The organism is Kribbella steppae (assembly GCF_004342025.1).
Lineage (GTDB): Bacteria > Actinomycetota > Actinomycetes > Propionibacteriales > Kribbellaceae > Kribbella > Kribbella steppae.
On sequence record NZ_SLWN01000007.1, the window covers coordinates 464,307 to 485,876 of the forward strand.

17 protein-coding genes are annotated in these 21,570 nt (G+C 68.4%); 3 read left to right on the forward strand and 14 right to left on the reverse strand.

Annotated elements, in window-relative coordinates; all coding sequences use genetic code 11:
• Window positions 1-79: 79 nt before the first annotated feature.
• The 5 genes from iolB to EV652_RS22765 are packed head-to-tail and all read right to left on the reverse strand — an operon-like array spanning window position 80 to window position 4,855.
• The gene (gene iolB / locus EV652_RS22745) at window positions 80-970 is read right to left on the reverse strand and encodes a 5-deoxy-glucuronate isomerase (RefSeq protein WP_132211194.1); all 891 of its coding nucleotides are present in this window, start codon (window positions 968-970) and stop codon (window positions 80-82) included.
• On the reverse strand, window positions 967-1,854 hold the full coding sequence (locus tag EV652_RS22750; RefSeq protein WP_242001930.1) for a Cgl0159 family (beta/alpha)8-fold protein: 888 nt from the start codon (window positions 1,852-1,854) through the stop codon (window positions 967-969). The genes iolB and EV652_RS22750 overlap by 4 nt, the downstream gene beginning before the upstream one ends.
• Complete coding sequence (gene iolC / locus EV652_RS22755; RefSeq protein ID WP_242001931.1) at window positions 1,851-2,927, reverse strand: 5-dehydro-2-deoxygluconokinase; 1,077 nt, start codon at window positions 2,925-2,927, stop codon at window positions 1,851-1,853. The genes EV652_RS22750 and iolC overlap by 4 nt, the downstream gene beginning before the upstream one ends.
• Entirely contained in the window at window positions 2,924-3,808 is an 885-nt protein-coding gene (locus tag EV652_RS22760; protein WP_132211195.1) for a sugar phosphate isomerase/epimerase family protein, read from the reverse strand. Before EV652_RS22760 ends, iolC begins: the two co-directional genes overlap by 4 nt.
• 51 nt (window positions 3,809-3,859) lie before the next feature.
• Window positions 3,860-4,855 carry a Gfo/Idh/MocA family protein gene (locus EV652_RS22765; protein WP_132211196.1) on the reverse strand — a complete coding sequence of 332 codons (996 nt, stop codon included), beginning with the start codon at window positions 4,853-4,855 and terminating at the stop codon, window positions 3,860-3,862.
• 276 nt (window positions 4,856-5,131) lie between these two features.
• Here EV652_RS22765 and EV652_RS22770 point away from each other — a divergent pair, with 276 nt between their 5' ends.
• Entirely contained in the window at window positions 5,132-5,872 is a 741-nt protein-coding gene (locus EV652_RS22770) for a GntR family transcriptional regulator (RefSeq protein WP_132211197.1), read from the forward strand.
• A 272-nt stretch (window positions 5,873-6,144) separates the two neighbouring features.
• On the opposite strand, the gene EV652_RS22775 is transcribed toward EV652_RS22770, so the two are convergent.
• The 5 genes from EV652_RS22775 to EV652_RS22795 all read right to left on the reverse strand — a co-directional run bounded on the left by EV652_RS22775 (window position 6,145) and on the right by EV652_RS22795 (window position 14,048).
• Window positions 6,145-11,007: an NAD-glutamate dehydrogenase gene (locus EV652_RS22775; RefSeq protein ID WP_132211198.1), complete on the reverse strand. Its 4,863-nt coding sequence runs from the start codon at window positions 11,005-11,007 to the stop codon at window positions 6,145-6,147.
• A 128-nt stretch (window positions 11,008-11,135) separates the two neighbouring features.
• A complete protein-coding gene (locus EV652_RS22780) occupies window positions 11,136-11,357 on the reverse strand; it encodes a ferredoxin (protein ID WP_132211199.1) in 222 nt (73 codons plus the stop codon).
• Window positions 11,351-12,571, reverse strand: coding sequence for an NADH-ubiquinone oxidoreductase-F iron-sulfur binding region domain-containing protein (locus EV652_RS22785; protein WP_132211200.1), 1,221 nt, complete (start codon window positions 12,569-12,571; stop codon window positions 11,351-11,353). The genes EV652_RS22780 and EV652_RS22785 overlap by 7 nt, the downstream gene beginning before the upstream one ends.
• The gene (locus tag EV652_RS22790) at window positions 12,568-13,140 is read right to left on the reverse strand and encodes a hypothetical protein (RefSeq protein ID WP_132211201.1); all 573 of its coding nucleotides are present in this window, start codon (window positions 13,138-13,140) and stop codon (window positions 12,568-12,570) included. Before EV652_RS22790 ends, EV652_RS22785 begins: the two co-directional genes overlap by 4 nt.
• Complete coding sequence (locus EV652_RS22795) at window positions 13,140-14,048, reverse strand: FAD:protein FMN transferase (protein ID WP_132211202.1); 909 nt, start codon at window positions 14,046-14,048, stop codon at window positions 13,140-13,142. Before EV652_RS22795 ends, EV652_RS22790 begins: the two co-directional genes overlap by 1 nt.
• Window positions 14,049-14,072: 24 nt before the next feature.
• Here EV652_RS22795 and EV652_RS44110 point away from each other — a divergent pair, with 24 nt between their 5' ends.
• Window positions 14,073-14,243, forward strand: coding sequence for a hypothetical protein (locus tag EV652_RS44110; RefSeq protein ID WP_158441222.1), 171 nt, complete (start codon window positions 14,073-14,075; stop codon window positions 14,241-14,243).
• 229 nt (window positions 14,244-14,472) lie between these two features.
• On the opposite strand, the gene EV652_RS22800 is transcribed toward EV652_RS44110, so the two are convergent.
• Window positions 14,473-14,967 (reverse strand): MarR family winged helix-turn-helix transcriptional regulator, encoded by a 495-nt coding sequence (locus EV652_RS22800; protein ID WP_132211203.1) that lies wholly within the window; start codon window positions 14,965-14,967, stop codon window positions 14,473-14,475.
• Between the two features lie 88 nt (window positions 14,968-15,055).
• Between EV652_RS22800 and EV652_RS22805 the strand changes: the two genes are divergently transcribed.
• Window positions 15,056-16,027 (forward strand): NmrA/HSCARG family protein, encoded by a 972-nt coding sequence (locus EV652_RS22805; RefSeq protein ID WP_132211204.1) that lies wholly within the window; start codon window positions 15,056-15,058, stop codon window positions 16,025-16,027.
• Between the two features lie 594 nt (window positions 16,028-16,621).
• On the opposite strand, the gene infA is transcribed toward EV652_RS22805, so the two are convergent.
• The 3 genes from infA to EV652_RS22820 form a co-directional block, all read right to left on the reverse strand.
• The gene (gene infA / locus EV652_RS22810; RefSeq protein ID WP_132211205.1) at window positions 16,622-16,846 is read right to left on the reverse strand and encodes a translation initiation factor IF-1; all 225 of its coding nucleotides are present in this window, start codon (window positions 16,844-16,846) and stop codon (window positions 16,622-16,624) included.
• Between the two features lie 2 nt (window positions 16,847-16,848).
• Entirely contained in the window at window positions 16,849-17,643 is a 795-nt protein-coding gene (locus EV652_RS22815) for a GNAT family N-acetyltransferase (protein ID WP_132211206.1), read from the reverse strand.
• 615 nt (window positions 17,644-18,258) lie between these two features.
• Window positions 18,259-21,570, reverse strand: a complete 3,312-nt coding sequence (locus tag EV652_RS22820; RefSeq protein ID WP_132211207.1) for an NEW3 domain-containing protein — start codon at window positions 21,568-21,570, stop codon at window positions 18,259-18,261.

The window sequence follows — 21,570 nt, forward strand, 5'->3', positions numbered from 1 at the left end:
ACCATCAACTGAGACTTCATCCCTGTAGTCGTTCTCGTCCGCACTCGTGGGCCTGCCGGTCGTGTTCCGGTCGGGGCGGTCATCGGGGTGCTCCGAACGGGAGGCGGGGGTCGATCGCCTGGGTGGACCAGAGTTCGCGGACCCAGCCGTGCTGCGGGTCGTCGGTGATCAGCCACTCGCGCTCGGCACCGGGGCCGGCCATCACGTTCAGGTAGTACATGTCATAACCAGGAGGCGCCATCGCCGGACCATGCCAACCATGAGGCACCAGCACCAGATCCCCACTGCGGACCTCCGCGAGGACGTCGATGGGGCGGTCCTCGGTGCCGTAGACCCGCTGGTACCCGATCGGGTCGTTGCCCTTGACATCTTCCGGGGCGGCGTCGGAGAGCTGCAGCTCGAAGTAGTAGATCTCCTCGAGCTCACTCTCCTTACCAGGCTTGTGCTCGTCGTGCTTGTGCGGCGGGTACGACGACCAGTTCCCTGCCGGGGTGAGAACCTCGCAGGCGATGATCGAGTCGGCCTCGAGTACGGACGGCGTACCGAAGTTGCGGACCTGGCGGGATGACACGCCGGCGCCGCGGAGTTCGGTCTCCACCTGTTCGACGCCGATCCGGTGATACGGGTAGTCGCTCGCGGCCTTCGCATGCGGGAAGGCGATGCGGGCACCGCCGGCGCTGGTGACTGCGACGGTTGTGCCACGCGGCACGTACGCGAGGTCGGTCGGTCCGGCGAACACGTCGGCGCGACCGCCCAGCGGGAGGGTTTCACCCTCGACGATCACCTCGGCCGAGCCGCTCAACGGCAGGACCAGGTACTCGCAGTCGCCTGTGTCGAACTCGACCGACTGTCCCGGCAGCAGCGTGCGGATCGACAGGCCGGTGTGATGCCAGTCCTGCTCCCCCGGGCTCACCATCAACTCGAACCCGTCGCGTGCCGTCGTACCGGCAGGCCTGAACCACTGGGTCATGCGACACCCCCGTGCACGAGAGCGGCAGCCTGGTCGACGGCTGCGGCGACGTCGCCATCGGGTGGGAAGAGCAGCGCACGGCCGACGACGAGACCACGGACGGACGGAAGGCTGAGCGCCTTACCCCACGAGGCGTACGTCTCCTCGGGCGAGACGGTCGGGTCACCGCCGAGCAGCAGCGTCGGCAGTGTGGTTGCTTCCATCACCCGCTCGAGGTCGTCGACGACCGGTAGCTTGAGCCAGGTGTACGCGCTGGTCGCGCCGAGGCCGGCGGCGATGTGGATCGACTTGATCACCGAGTCCGGGTCGAGCAGGTTCGTCACCCGTCCGTCCGTACGCGTCGACCAGAACGGCTCGACCATCGCCATCAGCTTGTGCTCGGCCAGCCCGGTGACCGCGGCGGCACTGCTCTCCAGCGTCGCCACCGTGCCCGGATCGGCAAGGTCGATCCTGGTCAGCATCTTGCCGCCGTCGAGCCGGCGGGCGGCGATCTCGTCGGCCGAGCGATAGGCGGTGAAGCGGTCGTCCAGTTCGAAGGCCGAGCCCTGCAGGCCGCCGCGGTTCATCGAGCCGATGACGACCTTGCCCTCGAGCGCGCCGAGCAGCAGCAGGTCTTCCAGTACGTCGGGAGTCGCCAGAACGCCGTCTACGCCGGGCCGCTCCAACGCGGTCGTCAGCCGGTCGATCAGCGCCGGACGGCTGGCCATCGCCATCCGGTCACCGCGCACGCCGAGCGCACCTCGGGCCGGGTGGTCGGCCGCGACGATCAGCAGGCGACCGTCGGCACCGACGAGTTCACGGCGACGCCGCTGCTGCCAGGCCTCGGTGATCCGCTCCGGCTGCCGCACCCGCAACTCGGTCAGATCGATGGTCTTGTCGCTCATGCTTCCTCACCCAGCAGGCTCAGGACCTCGGCCTCGGAAGGCATCGCGGTCGAGCATTCGAGCCGGGAGGCGACGATCGCGCCGGCGGTGTTGGCGAACCGGATCACCTTCTCCAACGGCCAGCCCGCGAGCAGTCCGTGGCAGAGCGCGCCGCCGAAGCCGTCGCCGGCGCCGAGGCCGTTGACCACGTCGACCGGGAACGGCGGGACCTCGACACGCTCGTCGCGGGTGCGGGCCAGGGTGCCCTTCGGGCCTTGTTTGACAATCGCCAGGTCGAGGCCACGGTCGAGCAGCGCCTGCGCCGCCTTGTCCGGATCGGTCTCGCCGACCGCCACCTCGCACTCCTCACGGTTGCCCACGGCAACCGTGCAGAACCCGAGAGCGCGGCTGACCTGCTCGTGCGCCTCACTCGGGTCAGCCCAGAACATCGGCCGGTAGTCGAGGTCGAGGACGGTGAGCGGGCGGCGTTCGCGGGCTTCCCAGGCGACGAAGTGGGCCGAGCGGCTGGGTTCGGCGGACAGGCCGGTGACGGTGGACCAGTAGATGCTCGCGTCGTGGATCGCGGTCAGGTCGAGCTCGGACGGGTAGATCTCGAGGTCCGGGGCCTTGGGGAACCGGTAGAAGTACAGCGGGAAGTTGTCCGGCGGGAAGATCTCGCAGAAGGTGATCGGCGTCGGCAGCTTGTCGACCGGTGTCACGAACCGGTCGTCGACACCGAGCTCGCGCAGGCTGCGGTGGATGAAGGTGCCGAACGGGTCGTTGCCGGTCCGGCTGATCACCGCCGACCGCCGACCGTGCCGGGCCGCCGCCACCGCGACGTTCGTGGCGCTGCCACCCAGGAACTTCCCGAAGCTCTCCACATCCTCCAGGTGAGTCCCCACCTGCAACGGATACAGATCCACCCCGATCCGCCCGATCGTCAGAACCTCGTCCGCCCCAGCCTGCGAAGCACCCGCCTGGGCGCTGCCGGCTACAGCCTCGGGGCCGCCGGGTGGCGCGTCGACAGGGGTGTGCCGGAGTTTCTCAGCAGCTGCCGGTGGCGTCGGTTGGGGTGTTTGGCTGTCGGGGGTCATACGAGGGTCTCCGCGATGGTGTGGAGGTGGGTGATGCTGGTGCGGACGTCGGTGACGGGGCCTTCGTCAGCGGGTCGGGACTGGAGCACGGTGTCCTGCTCGAGGACGTACCAGCCGCGGTAGCCGGAGTTCTCCAGGGTGGCGACGATCGTGCTGAGGTCGATGTCACCGGCACCCAACGGCCGATACATGCCTTGGCGTACGGCGTCCGTGTAGGAGACCTCACCGGCTTGGACCTTCGCGGCCCACTCGGCGTCGACGTCCTTGAGGTGCGTGTGCTTGATCCGGCCGGTGTGCTCGACGGTCAGCGCGACCGGATCGACACCGCCGATCACCAGGTGGCCGGTGTCCAAGGTGAGGCCGATCGACGATCCCCGCAGTACCCGATCGACGTCGTCGGCGTTCTCCACCATGGTCCCGACGTGCGGGTGGATCGTGGCCAGCACCCCGCGCTCGGCCGCCAGTGCGGACAGCTTGTCCAGGTTGCCGAGCAGCGTGCTCCAACCGGTCTCGTCGAGCACCGGGCGGTCGTCGTACCCGTCCTGGCCGGTCGCCGCGGCGAGCACCAACGTGGTCGCACCGGCGGCGACGAAACCTTCGAGGGCCGCCGCGACCTCGGGAGCCGGGTCGTGCGACGGGTCGTGCAGGACGACCGGGACGAAACCGCCGACGGCGCGGAGGCCGAGGTCGGCGAGGGTCTTCGCCTTCTCCGCCGGGTCGTCGGGCAGGAAGCCGTCCGGACCGAACTCGGTCGCTGCGATACCGACCTCGCGCATCTCGGCGAGCACCGTCTCCGGGTCGTACTGCCAGCCCCACCCGGGGACCTCGCAGACACCCCACGAGATCGGGGCGCCCGCGATCCGGAGTGCAAGGTCAGTCATCGGCCGGTCTCCTCTGTGGTCGAAGGGGTTCATGCCGGCTCGTCGAGGCCATCAGACACGGCCTAGCTGGACGAGGCGGTTTTCGCGGCGGGAGAGTTCGCAGGCGTCGGCGATCCGGAAGGCCTGGTAGGCGTCCCGGACCGTGCAGGGGACCTCGCGGGTTCCGGCGACGACCTCGGTGAAGGCGGTCAGTTCGGCGACGTACGCCGGCCGGAAGCGGTCCATGAAGGTGGTGTGCGGCTGCCCGCCGGGGAAGGTGACACCAGCTTCGGCCGACCGCAATGCGGTGTGCTCGTCCAGGCCGACCGCGATCGAGCCGAGGCTGCCGAGCAGCTCCATCCGGACGTCGTGGCCGGCGGCGTTGTACCGAGTGCCGCTGACCGAGACGAACGTGTTGTCGTCCAGGGTGAGCAACGCGGCCGCCGCGTCGACGTCGCCGTACTCGCCGAAGAAACGCTCACCGCGGTTCGCGCCGGTGGCGAACACGCTGACGACCTCGCGGCCGGTGACGTACCGAATGATGTCGAAGTCGTGCACGGTGCAGTCGCGGAAGAAGCCGCCGCTGGTCGGGATGTACTCCTGCGCCGGCGGGAACGCGTCGTTCGTGTTCGCCCGGATGTGGTGGACGAACCCGAGCTCGCCGGAGCGGACCGCCGCTGCGGCCGTCTGGTACCCGGCGTCGAACCGGCGCTGGAATCCGATGTGCACCGGCACGTCCGAGCCTTCGACCAGCTCGACCACGCGCAGGGTGTCGGCCAGGTCGATCGCGACCGGCTTCTCACAGAACGTCGGGATCCGGGCAGCGACACCAGCCGCGATCAGGTCCGCGTGCGCCGAGGTCGCGGCCGCGATGACGAACCCGTCGAGCCCGCTGGCCAGCAACGCGTCCACGTCCGGCGCGTACTCCAGCCCGAGGTCCTTGGCGACCAGTTCGGCGCGGCTCGCGTCGGCATCCGCGACCACCACCTGGTCCACCGCCGGCAACCCCTTCAAGGTCGCGGCATGGAACGCCCCGATCCGCCCGACCCCGACCAACCCGATCCGCATCCGCAGCCCTCTCCTCGATCACCGGACAGGCGCGCCGGGTCCCGGAGGCGGCGCGCTGGTTGTCCGCCAGCCTTCCGGGCCGCGGAAGAGGTGTCAAGAGTTTGTTAACACATTTTCACGTAGAGACATACATACCTCGCTGTTGTAACATCCGCTCATGACCGCACTGATGCCACGCCTCCGGCGCGGTGGGTCATGCGGCCCTGACTCCGGCCCTTCCCTCGTCACTACAGTCGCTTCGCTCCCTGCGCTCCTCAGTCCAGGCCGGGAGGCCCCATGACCGCCGCCTTGCCGATCCAGCTCGATCGGTCGAGCCCGGTACCGCTATACCACCAGCTCGCCGAGCAGCTGACCGCTGCCATCACCGAGGGCACACTGCGCCCAGGTGACCCGTTCGAGAACGAGATCGGCATGTCGGACCGGCTCAACCTGTCCCGGCCGACCGTCCGCCGGGCCATCTCCGAGCTGGTCAACCAGGGCCTGCTGGTCCGCCGCCGCGGGATCGGGACCACGGTCGCGAACCAGATGGTGCATCGCAAGGCCGAGCTGACCAGCCTGTACGACGACCTCGAACGCGAAGGCCGGACACCGCGGACCGAGGTGCTCTCACTCGACTGCGACGCCCAGGACGACCGCGCCGCCGCCGTTCTCGAGCTGCCGCCCGGGACCCCGCTGGTCGCGATCGTCCGGCTCCGGTACGCCGACGACATGCCGCTCGCGATCATGCGCAACTGGTTGCCTCCGGCACTCAACGACCTGAGCCTGGAGGAGCTCACCAGCACCGGCCTGTACGCCGTACTCCGGGCGCGCGGGATCCGGCCCACCGTGGCCCGGCAGCGCATCGGCGCCCGCAACGCGACCGCTGACGAGCGCCGTACCCTGCACATGTCCAAGGCCGAGCCGCTCGTCACCATGACCCGCTCCGCGTACGCCGCCGACGGCTCCCCGGTCGAGTTCGGCGACCACTGCTACCGCGCCGACCAGTACTCCGTCGACGTCATCGTCTCCGAACGCTGATCAGCGAACCACCGCGTCCGCAAAGTCCGACGCGTCCAGCGGTACGACGAACAACCCGACCCGCAACGACGGGTCGAGCAGGTCCCAGACCCTGGCTGGTCACGGATGCCCAGGAACCCTTGCAGGAAACGACTTCCGGGACACCGTCCGCAACCACCTCGGCAGCGCTCCCGCCGTACGTCTTCACCGTGACAGCCGTGGCCGGCGGCAACTCAGCGAGGTAGAGCGATGGGTGCTGGACCAGACCCTCCGCACCCGGGACAGGCGTTAATTCACGCTTGGTTTGCCAGCAAGGTACGCACGAGTCGAAGTCCGACCGATAGGTGCGCGAGCTCCGGTCCTTCGGTCTCGACGATCTCCTCGAGCATGGTCGCGGCCCGCGACAGCGCGGTCTCGTTCTGGTCCTGCCAGGCGATGACGCGCTGCTCGGGCTCGGCCGAGGCGTCGGTGGTTTCCAGCACCTGCGCGGTGAGGCGAGCGTGGACGGCGTGCAGGTCGTCGCGCAGCGCCGCGCGGGCCATCGTCTGCCAGCGGTCGGTCCGCGGCAAGCCGATGATGCGTTCCAGGAAGGCACCGAGCTGGAGCCGCTCGCCGAGGGCGAAGTGGACCTTGGCGACCTCCATGATGTCGAGGTCGTCGCGGGACGCCGTCTCGACGATCCCGAGGCCGCCGTACGCCGGTGGCAGCACGGCGATCCGGCTCGCGAAGTCGGCCGGAACCCCCTTGTTCACCAGGGTTTCCCGGCGCTGCTCGAACAACGCCAGCTCGCGTCCCCGCAGTACGTCGGGCAGCGCGGCGGTGAGCTTGGCGATCCCCGGTGCGAAGAACTCGATCAGTTCCTCGATGTCGATCGGCGAGCGTCGGTTGCTGACCAGCCACCGGGTCGCCCGCTCGACCAGCGTGCGGGTCTCCAGCCGCATGTGCGTCTGCGTCGCCGCGTCGACCACGTTGTCCAGCTCGGCGTTGCGAGCCAGCAACTCGGGCTGCTGGAAGATCCTGCTGGCGGCCAGGTTCGCCCGGACGACGTCCTCGACCGAACCGCCGGTCTCCAGCGACAGCCGGTGGTACGCCGTGATCCCGGACGTGTTCACGAACTCGTTCACGACCTGGGTGGTGATGATCTCGCGGCGCAGCTGGTGGCTCTGGATCTGGTCGGCGAACCGTTGCTGGATCGGCTTCGGGAAGTAGCTGGCCAGCTTGTGCGCCAGGAACTGGTCGTCCGGCAGCGACGTCTTCAGCAGCTCCGCCTCCATCACGATCTTGGTGTAGGCGAGCAGCACCGACAGCTCAGGCGAGCTCAGCCCACGCCCCTCGGCCTTGCGTCGCTTGAACTCCGCCACACTGGGCAGGAACTCCAGCTCGCGGTCCAGCAGTCCTTGCTTCTCCAGCCGCCGTACCCAGTCCTGATGGACGTGCATCAGAGCCGGCGCCTGCGCGGTCCCGTTCGCCAGCGCGAGGTTCTGCCGGTAGTTGCTCTTCAGCACCAGCCCGGCCACCTCATCGGTCATCGACGCGATGATGTCGTTGCGCTGCTTCTCGGTCAGGTCGCCGTCGGCGACCACCTTGTCCAGCAGGATCTTGATGTTCACCTCGTGGTCGGAGGTGTCCACGCCGGCCACGTTGTCGATGAAATCGGTGTTGATCCGGCCGCCCTGCATCGCGTACTCGATCCGGCCCAGCTGGGTGAACCCGAGGTTGCCGCCCTCGCCGACCGCGCGGGCACGCAGTTCCGAGCCGTTGATCCGGATCGCGTCGTTCGCCTTGTCGCCGACGTCGGCGTTCGTCTCGCCCGACGACTTCACATAGGTGCCGATCCCGCCGTTCCAGAACAGGTCGACCGGTGCCTTCAGGATCGCGTTCATCAATTCGGCCGGTGTCAGCGTCGCCGGCGCGCCCTCGATCCCGAGCGCCTCGCGCACCTCGGCCGAGATCGGGATCGCCTTGTCGGTGCGCGGGAACACCCCGCCGCCGGCCGAGATCAGCGACGCGTCGTAGTCCGCCCAGGACGACCGCGGGAGCTCGAACAGCCGACGCCGTTCCGCGAAGCTCTTGGCCGCATCCGGCGATGGGTCGAGGAAGATGTGCCGGTGGTCGAACGCCGCGACCAGCCGGATGTGCTCCGACAACAGCATCCCGTTGCCGAACACGTCACCGGACATGTCACCGACACCGACGACGGTGAAGTCCTGGTTCTGGCAGTCGTGCCCCAGTTCGCGGAAGTGCCGCTTGACCGACTCCCAGGCACCGCGCGCGGTGATCCCCATCGCCTTGTGGTCGTACCCGACCGAGCCACCCGAGGCGAACGCGTCACCCAGCCAGAACCCGTACTCCTTGGCTACGCCGTTCGCGATGTCCGAGAACGTCGCGGTGCCCTTGTCCGCGGCCACCACCAGATAGGCGTCGTCACCGTCGTACCGGACCACGTCCCGCGGCGCGACGATCTCGCCGGCAACAATGTTGTCGGTGATGTCGAGCAGCCCGGAGATGAAGGTCTTGTACGACGCGATGCCTTCGGCCATCCATGCGTCCCGATCGACCGCCGGATCTGGCAGCTGCTTGGCGTAGAACCCGCCCTTGGCACCCACCGGCACGATCACCGAGTTCTTCACCATCTGCGCCTTGACCAGGCCGAGCACCTCCGTCCGGAAGTCCTCCCGCCGGTCCGACCAGCGCAGACCACCGCGGGCGACCGCACCGAAGCGCAGGTGCACACCTTCGACCTGCGGCGAGTACACGAAGATCTCGTACGCCGGCCGCGGCTGCGGCAGATCCGGGATCGCCTTCGGCTCCAGCTTCAACGAGATGTACGGCCGCGGCGAACCGTCGGCGACGGCCGGCTGGAAGTAGTTCGTCCGCAGCGTCGCCTTGATCACGGTCAGGTAGGACCGCAGGATCCGGTCCTCGTCCAGGCTCTTCACCGTGTCCAGCGCGGCCAGGATCTCCTTCTCCAGTTGGCCCGCCAGCGTCCGCCGGTCCGGATCGTCCGCGGCACCGCGGGCCGGGTCGAAGCTGGTCTCGAACAACTGGACCAGCAGGCCGGCCACGTCCACGTGGTTCAGGAAGGTGTTCTCGATGTAGTTCTGGCTGAACGGAGTACCGCCCTGTCGGATGTACTTCCGGTAGGCGCGCAGGATCGACACCTGCCGCCAGCTGAGGTTGCCACGCAGGACCAGCGCGTTCAGCTTGTCGGACTCGGCCCGGCCCTCCCAGACCGCCTGGAACGTGTCCGAGAACAGCTTGCGCAGCTCGGGACGTTCCTCGGTGTCGGTCGGCACCTTGAGCCCGAAGTCGTAGATGTACGCCGTCGCGTCGCCGGACCGGATCTCGTACGGGCGCTCGTCGATCACCTCGACGCCCATGTGGGTCAGGTGCGGCAGCACCTGCGACAGCGACAGCGCGGAACCGGTCCGGTAGACCTTGAAGCGCCGCTCGCCCTCCCACTCCTCGTCGATCGGGCTGTAGAGCGACATGGCCAGGCCGTTCTCCGGCGGCAGGCTCTCCAGCACGTTGACGTCGTTGACCGCGACGCGGGCGTCGAAGTCCTCTTTGTACGCCTCCGGGAACGCGTCGGCGTACTTGCGGGCCAGCTGTGTGACCGCGCCGTCGCCGCCCTTGGCGTGCAGTGCGGCGGTGAAGTCGTCGGCCCAGGCCCGGGTCGCCTCGACCACCTTCTGCTCGAGCAGCTCGGCGTCGTACTCACCGACGGTCTCGCCCTGCTTCATCCGGACGACGAAGTGGACGCGGGCGAGCACGGACTCGGTCACGTAGGCGGCGTAGGTGACGGTCTCGGCGCCGATGGCGTCCTTGAGGATCTGCTGCATCTTCAACCGGACCGCGGTGGTGTAGCGGTCACGCGGCAGATACACCAGGCACGACAGGTAGCGGTTGTAGACGTCACGTCGTACGAACAGCTTGACGGCGCGACGCTCCTGCATGTGCAGCACGGACTGCACGATCGGCAGCAGGTCCTCCACCGGCGCCTGCAGCAGCTCGTCGCGCGGGTAGGTCTCCAGTACGTCGAGCAGGCCCTTGCCACTGTGGCTGTTCGGGTCGAAGCCGGTCAGCCGGAACAGCTCCAGCGCCTTGCGCCGCAGCACCGGCACCTGCATGACGCTCTCGGTGTACGCCGTCGACGACAACAGACCGATGAAGCGGGACTCCGCGATCGGCTCGCCGTTCTCGTCGAACTGCTTGATGCCGACGTAGTCCAGGTACGCCGACCGGTGCACGGTGGAGCGCGAGTTCGCCTTGGTCAGGATGAGCAGCTTGCGCTCCTGCGCCTTCGCGCTCACCTCAGGCGGCAGCTTGCCCGAGTTCGGCTTCGGGTCGGCCCGGAGAATGCCCAGGCCGGACCCCGGCCGGCCGCGGAGGATGCCCTGCTCGCCCTCCATGGTGAAGTCGTACTCGCGGTAGCCGAGGAAGGTGAAGTGCTCGTCGGCGAGCCACTCGAGCAGCTCGCGGGCCTCCTCGACCTCGTGCTCGCTCACCGGCAGCTTGGAGGCGTCCAGCCCGTCGGCGATGGTGACGGCTCGCTCGTGCATCTTCGGCCAGTCCTCGACCGCCACCCGCACGTCGTGCAGCACCCGCTGCAGCTCCTCCTCCAGAGCGCGCTGCTCGGCGACGTCGGAGATCCGCTCGATCTCCAGGTGCATCCAGCTCTCCCGGACCAGGTCGTGCTCGTCCGAGGTGGCGGTGTCGTCCAGGACCTCCTGGAGCGTGCCGGCGACGTCCCGCCGGACAACGAACTGCGGGTGCACCAGCAGCTGCAGCTCGAGGTTGTGCTCGTTGATCACCATCGACGCGCTGTCCACCAGGAACGGCATGTCGTCGACGACGATCTCCACCACGGTCCGGCCGTTCGCCGACCAGCCGTGGTCCTCCGGGGTCGGGGTGAAGACGTGCACCTTCGCGGTGCCCTGCGGCCGCGACGTCGCGGACTTGTAGTGGTGCTTCGCGGCGCCCAGGCAGTCGGTCGGCTCCCGCTCGGCGACGTCCTCGGCGGCGACATGGCGGTAGTACCGCTCGAGGAACGTTCTCAGCTTGGCCGGATCGATCGACTTGTCGTGCCCATGTGATCCCGCAGCCACCGCCTTGGCGAGCACTTCCGCCTTCTGGACGTCCAGCTTGCTCTGCATTCCCCACCGTCTCCAACGCGTGACATCGGCGCCGTTCGCACCGGACCGCACGACATTGTGCCGTCACTCAGAGACTAGTCCACCTCGGTCACTGGTGTGATGTCGGGACGAGCCTGTCCGGAGCCTGATCAATCACGTTCAACAGGTGGATCAAGACGCAATGCCAGGGCGGGGCAAGCCAGCACTGCGCGGCGCGCATGCGGTAGCTCACCGGCGGTGATCTCACGGCCCCGGAGGACGGGAAAACCCCACTCGTCAAGGGCCACGTCGTCCGGCAACAGAGTCGCGCACAGACCGTGCCCATCACACCGGGTCCAGTCGATCTCCACCTTGTTTGCTGTATTCACCATGCACCTCCGGGTACCGGTAGGACGCCCTTGACCTGGCGCCCGCAGCCACTGCCGGCGAGGTGCAGCCGGACGTCCTCGCCGAACACCTCCAGCGCCGATGCGAGGAACCGCGCCGAGCCGTCGGGGTGTGCGCACGCTCCCCGCCCTGGGACCAGTCCCAGATGCCGCTCGGCGTCGTGCCAGCCGGACGGGTCGCCCTTCACGAGCCTGTCGAAGTCGTCGACCAGTGAGGCGAGTCCGAACACGCATGGTCCGCACTGCCCAGCCGACTGGCTTGCCAGCCACTGCGAGACCCGGTGCACCTCACCAAGCGGGCAGGTCTCCGTACCGAGCGCCAGGATGATCCCCGCGGACACATCCGGTCGCTTCAGGACCACGCCGCCGCTGTGCGGCAGCCACCGGCCGTGGTACCCACCGAGCAGCACCGGACCGGCCTCAGCCCCGGAGAACTGCATGACAGCCTCCAGCGGTACGCCGATCGGCGTCTCGATCACACCGGGCCGCTGCACCGCGCCATCGACGGTCAGCAACTGCGTCCCTGGCTCACTGATCAGTCCGGTACTGCTGAACCGCTTCGACCCCAGCCGAGCCAGTACGGCGAGCTGCGCGAACGTCTCCACATTCGACAGGAACGTCGGGCGCCGGTGATACCCCTTCCGCGTCGGCAACACCCTCCGACCCGGCGGTACGGCGGGACCACCTTCGAGCACGCTCAACACCGCACGAGCCTCGCCGGCGACGAAACGGCCGGGAGTGTCACTGACCTCGATCGCCAGACCGTCGTCCCGCTCCATCAGCGCCTCACGGATGGACGTGGCGGCTTCGGCATCATGTACGGCGATCAGCACGTGCGGAGCGCCAAGCGCCCGGGCCAGCCCGGTGGCACCGTCCAGGACGAGGTGTGGCGCGAGCGTGAGGAGCAGTCGATCCTTGCGGCTCACCGGCTCGCTTTCGGACCCGTTGACGACCACGGCTTCGATGCCCTTGGCCGGCAGGTCGGCAAGCTTGAGTGCGACCGGGAAGGCCGCGCCACCGCGTCCTCTCAATCCCACGGCCTCGGTCAGCTTGGTGTAGTCCGCCCGGGTCAGGTCCGGCTGGGCTCCATGAGTAAAGAGGTGTCGCTGCCGGTCAGCCCGGCCTTGGTCGAGTCCGGCCAGCAGCCTCGGCTCACCGATGACCCTCAGCTCGACTCTGGCCGCTTGCAACATCGTCATCGGGTCCTCCCGGCTCGTGCGAGGTTGAGCGGCGTACTGGCGCGTGCTGCCTGACTGCGGACCCGGTAGGCACCCGCTGCGGCGACTGCGGCCAGGCAGCCGATGGTGATGGCGAGCATCCACGGCGTACCGCGGTCCGTACCGGCCAGCAGCGCGTGCCCGATGGACAGCAGCCAGCCGGCCGAGGCGGCGATGTGGATCGTGCGCCAGTGCTTGGTGAAGGCTTCGGACGTGGCCAGCCGACCGCGGGCGGCTCCGACGACAGCGGCCAGGACGAGCCCGTAGAGGGCGAGCGTGCCGACCGCCATGGCGACGGGTCGATAGCCCGCGCCGAATGGCCAGACCAGAACCGTCGGACTGATGGCTACATAGCTGTCAGAGATCACCGCGACTACATGGGTGATCAGCAGGACCAGACCGGTGGCAGCAGCCGAGCGGTGGACGTACTGCAGCCAGAAGCGCCGCTCGGGCTTGCGACTGCCCGACGTGAGGATGCCGAGCGAGGCCGACACCGTGAACATGACCATGGCGACGACTCCGGCCGCGCGGGCCAGGTACCACAGCGTCATCAGGCGGCCCTGCTCGCAGCGGGCCAGCCCGCCAGCTCAGTGACCTCACCGTCGTCCGCCACCAGCCTGGCCGGGTGGCCGGCCAGCGTCAGCCGCCCGACCGCCGCTTCGCCTGTCGCGACGAGCGCCGTACTGAAGGTGTTCGCTCGTACGGCGGTCGGCGCCCAGACCGATGCGGTCCGCCAAGGCCCGTCCGCGGGCTTACCGGTCCGCGGGTCGATCAGGTGGTGAGCGGAGCCGTCCGGAGTCTCCCAACGCCGTACTGTCCTCGTCGACGTAGTCAGGCCACCGTGAGCCAGGGTGACGAGCACTCCGGGATCGCCGGCGCGTTCAGCGACCGTGATGATCCATGGCTCGGCCGGCTCACCGGCAGCGCGCAGGTCGCCGCCGATCTCGACGAGCACAGCACAGCCGTACCGCTTGCTGAGCACCAGGGCGGCCCGGTCCGCGGTCCACGCCTTGGCGATCGCCCCGAGGTCGAGAGCAGAGTCCTGCGGTACGCCGAGCAGCGCGAGCTTCCGGTTGAGTCGGACCTGCTCCCAGCCCGGGATCGGCTTCAGCTCCTCGGCCGGCTGCGGGAAGCGCCGTCGTACCCGCTCGATGTCGTCGTTGTAGCCGGCCGCGATCACCGCGGCGCCGACCGTCGGGTCGACCGCGCCGCCGCTCATGGACGCGGCCACCAGGCTGACGTCGACCAGGTCGACCAGCAGCCGCGACACCGGGACCATCGCATCTGCCCGGGAGTTCACGACCGACAGCTCGGAGTCCGGCCGGAACCGGCTGGCGGCCTTGTCGACCCGGTCCATCAACGCCTTCAGCTCACCGCAGGCGGCGCCGAGGACGGCCGGGTCGTCGACCGTCAGCCGGACCGTGCAGCTCCACGCGGTCCAGGTGCGGGATGCGGTCATGATCCGTTGCTCCCACCCTGCGACGTGGAGCCCGACGACGCCGACCCGAGTCCGCTGCTGCTCGAGTCGTCCGAGCTGGAGCCGCTGCTGCCTGAGCTGCTCGAACTGCTCGAGTTGCCGGAGCTGCTGCTGGAGCCCGAGTCGTCGGAGCTGGTGGAGCTGGCCGTCGTACCGGTGCTGCCGGAGTCGGACTGACGGGCGGACACGACGGCGACGGACAGGCCGGTGCCGCCGATGCCGAGGATCGCCGTCGCGATCGCAGCCGCCGAGGCCCGGCGCAACCAGCGCCGGCGGGGAGAGTGGGACTCGTCGAACGCATCTGTGGTGACCATGGCCGTAAGCCTCCCGGGAGGCTCCTCAGCCGCACTCCAAGAGAACCTCAAGCCACCATCAAGTTCTGCTGAGAGCTCTCTGAGAGGTCCTCTCAGGTCAGCAGGCCGCTGACCTCTGGGGGGCAGTTGGACTCGCAGTGTTTGCCGATGGTGTCGACGATCTCGTCGGACGCCTCACCGAGGGCGACCATCCGATCCGGGCCGAGGACGTCGACGAAGAACTCGCGGACCCTGGCGGCGTGCGCCGGCGCGCAGGCCTTGATCGCGGCCAGCCCCTCGTCGGTGATGACGATCTCGGGGTAGCGGGAGTCGCAGGCTTCCTTGCGGATGAGGCCGCGCTTCTCCATCCGGCTCAGGTGGTGCGACATCCGGCTCTTCTCCCACTGCGTCGCCCGGCCGAGCTCGAACGCGCGCATCCGGCCGGACTCCGACTCGGACAGGTTGACCAGGATCTCGAAATCCGAGTTGGACATGCCGAACTCACGCTGCAGGTGACGCTCCAGGTGCGTCGTCAGCGTTTTGTTCATCAGCAGATAGCTGCGCCACGCGGTCTGCTCGTCGTCGTCGAGCCACGGTCCCTTTGCCACGCCCCCATCCTACCGGACGGGGTTGACACATCAACCTAGCGAGCTACGATCGGCGGAGTTGACACATCAACCCAAGGAGTTCGCGGATATGAGTGAGAAGAAGCTGATCGCGGTCGTCGGAGCCACCGGAGCGCAGGGCGGTGGGCTGGTCCGGGCAATCCTGGAGGATCCGTCCGAGGCGTTCGCCGTCCGCGCGCTGACCCGGAGCCCGGAGTCCGCCAAGTCCCAGGCACTCGCGGCGGCTGGTGCCGAGGTGGTCGCGGCCGACCTGGACGACGAGGCGAGTGTGCGGGCCGCCTTCGAGGGCGTGTACGGCGCTTTCGTGGTGACGAACTACTGGGCGCCGCGGACCCCCGAGGAAGAGGCCGCGCGGACAGCCGCGGAGATGGAACTGGCCCAGGCCGAGACCGCCGCCCGGGCCGCTCGCGACGCCGGCGTCCAGCACCTGATCTGGTCGACCCTCGAGGACACCCGCCCGTTCTTCGGCGACCGGGACGACGTACCCAGCCTGGACGACGGCCGCTACAAGGTCCCCCACTTCGACGCCAAGGGCGAAGCCGATGCCCTCTTCACGCAGTACGGCGTACCGACGACCAACCTCCGTACGACGTTCTACTTCGACGCCTTCATCGGTGGGATGGAGCCGACGCGCGACACCGACGGCACCCTCGCCATCACCATGCCGATGGCCGACAAGCCGCTGTCCGGCATCGCCTCCGACGACATCGGCCGGACCGCCCTCGCCGTCTTCACCCGGCCTGACCTGATCGGCACCACGATCAGCATCGCCGGCGACCACTTGACCGGCTCGGAGTACGCCGCCGCCCTGACCGGGGCCCTCGGCGAGAAGGTCGCCTATCGCCCGCTGCCCTGGGACGAGTACCGAGCCCTCCCCTTCCCCCTGGCCACCGAGTTCAGCAACATGTTCCAGTTCTACGCCGAAGACCACGAACGCTCCACCGGCGACCGCAACCTCGACAAGGTGCGGGAGTTGAACCCGGCCCTCCAGTCCTTCACCGACTGGCTGTCCAAGCACAAGGACGCCATCCCCACGGTGTAATCGACGGCGGACCGGACTCGTGTCCGGTCCGCCCTCATTCCCCGACAGTCACTCGTCCGCTCGCGCCATTGACCATCGTTTGGCAGCAATCCACGGAGCAGGGACGGAGCAGGATCACGCCTCTGGACGCAACGTCGGCAAGCTCGCGGTGGCACCTCTTGGCGCGCCAAGAAGCCACTACGTTCGGCGGGAGAGACGAGCGCATACTTGGCAACCGTGAAGGATCTGAAACGTCACCACCACACGGTGCCAGGCGTCTTGCTTCGCGGCTTTGCTGACCAGCGCCGGAAGCTGACGATGAGGCGCCGCAGCGGCGAGGCCTGTCTGATCTCCGTCAACCGTGCAACGGTCCGCCGGGCCGGCCAGCCCTGCCTCATCACGGCTGACGCGCCAGTAGCGACCATGCCTCACTCCGCTGGGGGCTGGCACAGCGTCCATACGGCAACTCCTGGACACTCTCGGCGCCATCGACACCGTCAGCTGACCAAGCCCCACCACCCTTTGTCATCGCACGTTAGGGCAGTGGACCTGCAGCGCGGTGGAAGCGCGTCCGCGCCCGGCAGCTGCAGACTGCCGAGCGCGGGCGCGATGGGGTCAGGTCCGGTAGCGGAAGATGATCCGGCCTCGGTCCAGGTCATAGGGGCTTAGCTCCACGAGAACGCGGTCCTCGGGGAGGATCTTGATGTAGTTCTTCCGGATCTTCCCGCTGATGTGGGCGAGGACCTGGTGGCCATTGGTGAGCTCGACCCGGAAGTTGGCGTTGCGGAGGCACTCGATGACGGTGCCCTCGACCTCGATACCGCCTGCTGTTCTGGACATCGTCAGACCTTTCCCGGCCGCCTGACCAGTTCCAGACTGCTGCCCGTACGGCGGCCGCCAAGCCCCTCGAACAGCGCCATCGCAGCCGTGTTCGTCTCGTCGACCTCCGCCGTGGCTGCCTCGAAACCGGAACGGTACAGCTCGCCCAGCACCTGACTCAGCAACGCCCGGGCGATGCCCTGCCGTTGCTCGGCGGCCAGCACCGCGACCAACCCGATCCGCGGGCGCCGGGTCATCGTCGCTACCCGGACCAGTCCGACGTAGCGATCGTCTCGCACCGCGAGAGTGTACTTCGACGGGTCGATCGGCCTCGTCCCGCCTTGCCAGGGCAGCACCTCCGCGGGCATCGTCTGCCAACCGACGGTGGACTCGACCTCGGCGCGAATCGTCCGGTCCAACTCACGCAACGGAGCCTCGGCCACTTCATCGGCGGTGGAGATCACCACCCCAGCAGGTGCAGCCGCCGCAGTGAGACCCGTGGGTACGGCGAACTCCGACTCGCGGCGCCACGTCGCGAAACCCGCGCGTACCCAACTGGCCGTGAGCTCGCGGTCGGTCTCGTCGACCACCGTGTACCGCGGTGCCGGCTGGTCGGCCAGCATCGCGGCGGCGAGCTGGTCGAAGACAGCGTCGCGCCACGTGTCGATGCTGAGGAAGGTCCGGCCGTCGAGCCGCCGTGAAGCGTGACCACGGCCGACAACCAGATCGTTCTCGATCGCGTGCCACTGATTGTCCGCGACGCGTGAGATCGTCACCTCGTGGGCGCCGAGGCCCGCACTGTTAGGCAAAGGGTTCATAGGTGTTCCTTTCGGGAGTGCCGACTTCTCGAGGCGCTCCCGGCGACACCTACGTCAATCGCCCGCCCGTGACCACGAGAGGGGGAGCACCCACTGCGCTACAGCCTTCATGGGTTCTCACCTCCAAGCGTGACGTCACGGACCTCGGCACCGTACCAGCCCACCCACCCCGTCAGCCAAGAGTTTTCCAGCCTCTCGAACATATCTTCGACTGTTGCTAATCTGGGCCCATGCTTGGTCGGTTCACGGTGCGGCCTTCCGACGACGGATCGAACAGATTCGGCGTCCGGGACGGCGCGGTCAACGGGTGGCGAGCGACAGACATCGACAACGAGATGGAGGCCCACCGGACAGCCAGCGATCTCGACGTCCAGTACGACGCTCACGGCCCGCGACCGGCCGACGCCGTACGCAAGGTGGACCCGGCCCAGCCGGTCCAGCGGGCCCAGTGGCAGAACGGCGAGCTCGACGGCTGGATCCGCGACGCTTGGGATTCGACGCGCCCTGCGCGGCTGCCAGGTTGGCCGCCACCAACATGGTGGCGGCCAACCCGACAACTAAAGCGAGCGCGCCGGAGACTAAGGTCACCGCGCCGCCGGTTGATCACCCAAGGTGTCAGTGGCCGAGCCCGACCGCGAAGACGTGGATCGAACTCTCAGTCGGCAGGGTCAGTGCGACCACGTGCTTGCTGGGGTCAACGGGGATGGTCTGGGCGAAGACTCGATACCCGGCGCCGAAGTTGGCAGGTCCGTTCTGGGTGTTGCGGTAGCGCGCTGTCGCCACGAGGCTTGCGCCACCGCTGATCGCGTCGCCGGTGCAGCACCAGTTGGGGAAGGTAACGGAAGCTGCGGTGCTCGTCCCGTCCGCGTAGTGAACGGTGAATGTCCCGGTGGCTTGTCCGACACCGGAGCCGAGCACGCCCAGCCGGTCCCCTTGGCCGTCCAGCCGGATGGTGGCTGCACCGCCCGCGGCATTGTCGGCTGACCCGCGAGCAACGTCGGGCCATGTGTAGTTCACGCCCTGGTGCGTGACTGCAGCGCCTGGGGTCAGGCCGACCTCGGCGAGTGCTTGCTCGGACCAACTGTTGCCGCCTCCGTCGTAGTTGCCGGGGCCTGGGTTGCTGTCGGCGGTGATGCCGACGTTGTTGAACGCGGACTTGAGCGTGGGCTGGACGGCTGCGACGGTGACCTGGCCTTCAGCCTCGGCAGTTTGGGAGCCACCTGTGCCCTGGTAGCTCGCGCCCGCCGTCAGCGGGTACCACCCGCCTTGTGCATCCTGCGCCGGGGTAACCGTCCACTTGGTTGAGACTGAGCCGCCGGCCGGTACGGCATCGAAGGTCGCGGGAGTGGCCGCTTCCACCTTCCAGCCAGTGGGTGCGGCCAGCGTCATCTCGACACCGTGAACCGGCTGCGCTCCTCCATTGATGAACTCCGTGACGGCCTCGCCGCCGACGCCGGGCAGTGTCGTCCCGCCTGCTGTGACGGCCAGCTGAGGGACCGGCTGAGGCGGGCCGGTCCGGACGTTGACCTCGTAGTCCGCCCGCGCGTCGGGCAATCCACCAGTCTGGTGGGCGGTGATGGTGAAGCGCGCGATCTTGCTCCGGATCGGCTTCCCGACGATGCCGCCCGTGTCCGGGTTCAAGCGGAGGCCCTCGGGCAAAGCACCGCCGGTCACCTCGTAGCGGATCGTGGCCGGCGTGTTCGTATCGACCTTTGCCTCGTACAGCGCATGGGTGGTTGCCGGTGGCAACGCCACCGCGTTCAGCCGGGGTGTCGGTACGACGACCTCTTGTGCCGCGCCGATGGCTGTCCCGGCAGCGTCGAGCTCCTGTAGGGACCACTTTTTGCCCGGCTCGACGACGGTGAGGTGCCAGTTGGTGGACCGGTCGCGCAGCCGGGCTCGCTGCGCGTCGGTGAAGGCGCCGAGGTTGCGCGCGGTCTCCCACTGTTTGATCGCGTCGAGCACCTTCTGGCCGTTGTCTCCGCCGGCGGCGAGGCTGGCCACGGAGGTCTGGAATCCGGCGCCGGCGTTCAGCCCGGCGCCTCGGGCCAGCTTGCTCTCGACGCTGAGTAGGCTCTCCGAACCTGACAGGCTGATCCAGCCCAGCATGCCGGGCAGGAAGTTGGCCCGGTAGAACTCGTTGTTGATGAAGACCTGGGCCATGGACGTCGAGGCGACCTCGCCCCAGCTCGCCCGGGTGATCGCGTCCCACGTGTTCGAGGTCATCCGGCTCGTCTCGGTGACGTAGCCGTCCTTCGCCTGGGTCTTGGCGTAGGTCCCGTTCACCAGCAGGGCTTGCCCATAGGGGCCCCAGCCGGACTCTGAGGCCGACTCGACGCCGTCGTACGAGTTGGACATGATGCCGGTGCTGTTCCAGGCCGTGGACAGCCTGGTGCTGATCTCGTCGATGATCGCGTGGCCGCCGATCGCCCCGCCGTACTGGTTGACGACCATCCGAGCGGCCTGATCGCCGGCAGCGTGGCTCGCTGCGACAGATCTCCACTGGGCTCGCTGTAGCCCGGTCAGTTGCCACTCGGTCCCGACCTGCGCCGCCGCTGCGTAGGTGACGAACTCGTCACCGATACGCAGGACGCGCCCGGGAAGCCCAGGGGCGAGCAGCGAGGCGGAGTCGAGGTACAGCGTGGTGTCGCCGGCGCCAAGTGGACGGGTCAGGAACGCTCGGCCGCCCGTGGCGAGCCGGTCGTCGGCCGGCGGCGAGAGGTACTGGTCGTTGGTGCTGATGAAATCCGAGATCGTGTGGACACCGATCCGTACGCCGTTGGCCTTGGCGAGGTCCACGGCCGCTCGTGCGCCTGCATCGTTGCCGCCCAGGCTGGAGTTGAACTGGTAGTGCCCGGTGGATTGCCACGGCCCGACTGCGTTGGGCAGCGAGTAGATGTAGTCGATCCCGGCGGCGGTCGCGTAATTGGCTGCCGTCGGGATGTTCGTGGTGCGCAGATCGCCGAGCACGAGGAAGGACTGGCTACTTGCTTGGGCGGTCTTCTGCCATTGGCCGTCCTGTGTCGGGTACGGCAGGTTCTCCCCGCGGGCGATGTTCGACAGCACGGTCGGGGTCAGCTCCGGCGAGGCACCGAACAGCGCGATCTTCGACCCCGTCACCTGACCACTGTCCCCGGGCAACGGGCCGACCGGGAGTCGGTAACCGTTGCGGTTCTGCCGTGCCCGCTCCTTGGTGTAGTCGAAGGTGAAGGCACGCAGTACCGAACCCCACGCGGTCTTCCCCGCGGCACTGAACTCCTCGTGAGGAGCCACCTCGAGCTTTGAGGGGTTGTCGTCGACCTCGCTCTCCCAGCCGAACTGCTGGTACTCCTGCGGCCAGGCACCTTCCGTACGGTCGGTCAGCGGCCGCAGTCCGATGGCGAACCCACTGTCCCGGACCACGCCGACGGTTTCACCGATGGTCTGCGTGATGGACGTCGCCAGCGGACCCCAGAGCAGCGTCTGCACGTCCGCACCGTCCGGCCCTTCGACCTTGACCGCCTCGAAGCTGGCGTAGCCGGCCTTGTCTTCGACCCGCACGTCGACCTCGAAGCCGACGGTGTCGTTGGTGAAGACCAGCAGGTCACGATCTTTGGCCACCTTGGTCGGCCTCACCTGCTCGCCACCGATGACCAGGCTGACCAGCGACGCGGGCTTGCCCGCCGCCGCGTAGTCTCGTGCGGTCCGCGAGTCGTCGAGCCCGGTGACGGTGCCGGTGCCGTCCAGTTCGATGGTCAGGTACCCGGCTGAGACCTCCAGCCCGGCGCTCGCCGCGCGGATGGTCGCCTCCTCAGCGCTGCCGGCCGCGGCGGTCGTCACCGCGCAGAAGCTCATCATCAGTACCCCGGCCGCGACGGCGGCGCCGACCCGGCGGGCCGGCGGGCTGCGGAACGGATGTCTGAACAATCGGTCGGGGAGTCTCGGCAT

Bases quoted from the DNA above. Each gene is read 5' to 3' on its own strand.
- EV652_RS22775 (WP_132211198.1), bottom strand. From the start codon at position 11,007: ATGCAGAGCAAGCTGGACGTCCAGAAGGCGGAAGTGCTCGCCAAGGCG.
- EV652_RS22760 (WP_132211195.1), bottom strand. From the start codon at position 3,808: ATGACTGACCTTGCACTCCGGATCGCGGGCGCCCCGATCTCGTGGGGT.
- EV652_RS22815 (WP_132211206.1), bottom strand. From the start codon at position 17,643: ATGAACCCTTTGCCTAACAGTGCGGGCCTCGGCGCCCACGAGGTGACG.
- EV652_RS22795 (WP_132211202.1), bottom strand. From the start codon at position 14,048: ATGACCGCATCCCGCACCTGGACCGCGTGGAGCTGCACGGTCCGGCTG.
- EV652_RS22780 (WP_132211199.1), bottom strand. From the start codon at position 11,357: ATGGTGAATACAGCAAACAAGGTGGAGATCGACTGGACCCGGTGTGAT.
- EV652_RS22805 (WP_132211204.1), top strand. From the start codon at position 15,056: ATGAGTGAGAAGAAGCTGATCGCGGTCGTCGGAGCCACCGGAGCGCAG.
- iolB (WP_132211194.1), bottom strand. From the start codon at position 970: ATGACCCAGTGGTTCAGGCCTGCCGGTACGACGGCACGCGACGGGTTC.
- EV652_RS22790 (WP_132211201.1), bottom strand. From the start codon at position 13,140: ATGACGCTGTGGTACCTGGCCCGCGCGGCCGGAGTCGTCGCCATGGTC.
- EV652_RS22820 (WP_132211207.1), bottom strand. From the start codon at position 21,570: ATGCCGAGACTCCCCGACCGATTGTTCAGACATCCGTTCCGCAGCCCG.
- EV652_RS22785 (WP_132211200.1), bottom strand. From the start codon at position 12,571: ATGACGATGTTGCAAGCGGCCAGAGTCGAGCTGAGGGTCATCGGTGAG.
- EV652_RS22750 (WP_242001930.1), bottom strand. From the start codon at position 1,854: ATGAGCGACAAGACCATCGATCTGACCGAGTTGCGGGTGCGGCAGCCG.
- EV652_RS22770 (WP_132211197.1), top strand. From the start codon at position 5,132: ATGACCGCCGCCTTGCCGATCCAGCTCGATCGGTCGAGCCCGGTACCG.
- iolC (WP_242001931.1), bottom strand. From the start codon at position 2,927: ATGACCCCCGACAGCCAAACACCCCAACCGACGCCACCGGCAGCTGCT.
- EV652_RS22765 (WP_132211196.1), bottom strand. From the start codon at position 4,855: ATGCGGATCGGGTTGGTCGGGGTCGGGCGGATCGGGGCGTTCCATGCC.
- infA (WP_132211205.1), bottom strand. From the start codon at position 16,846: ATGTCCAGAACAGCAGGCGGTATCGAGGTCGAGGGCACCGTCATCGAG.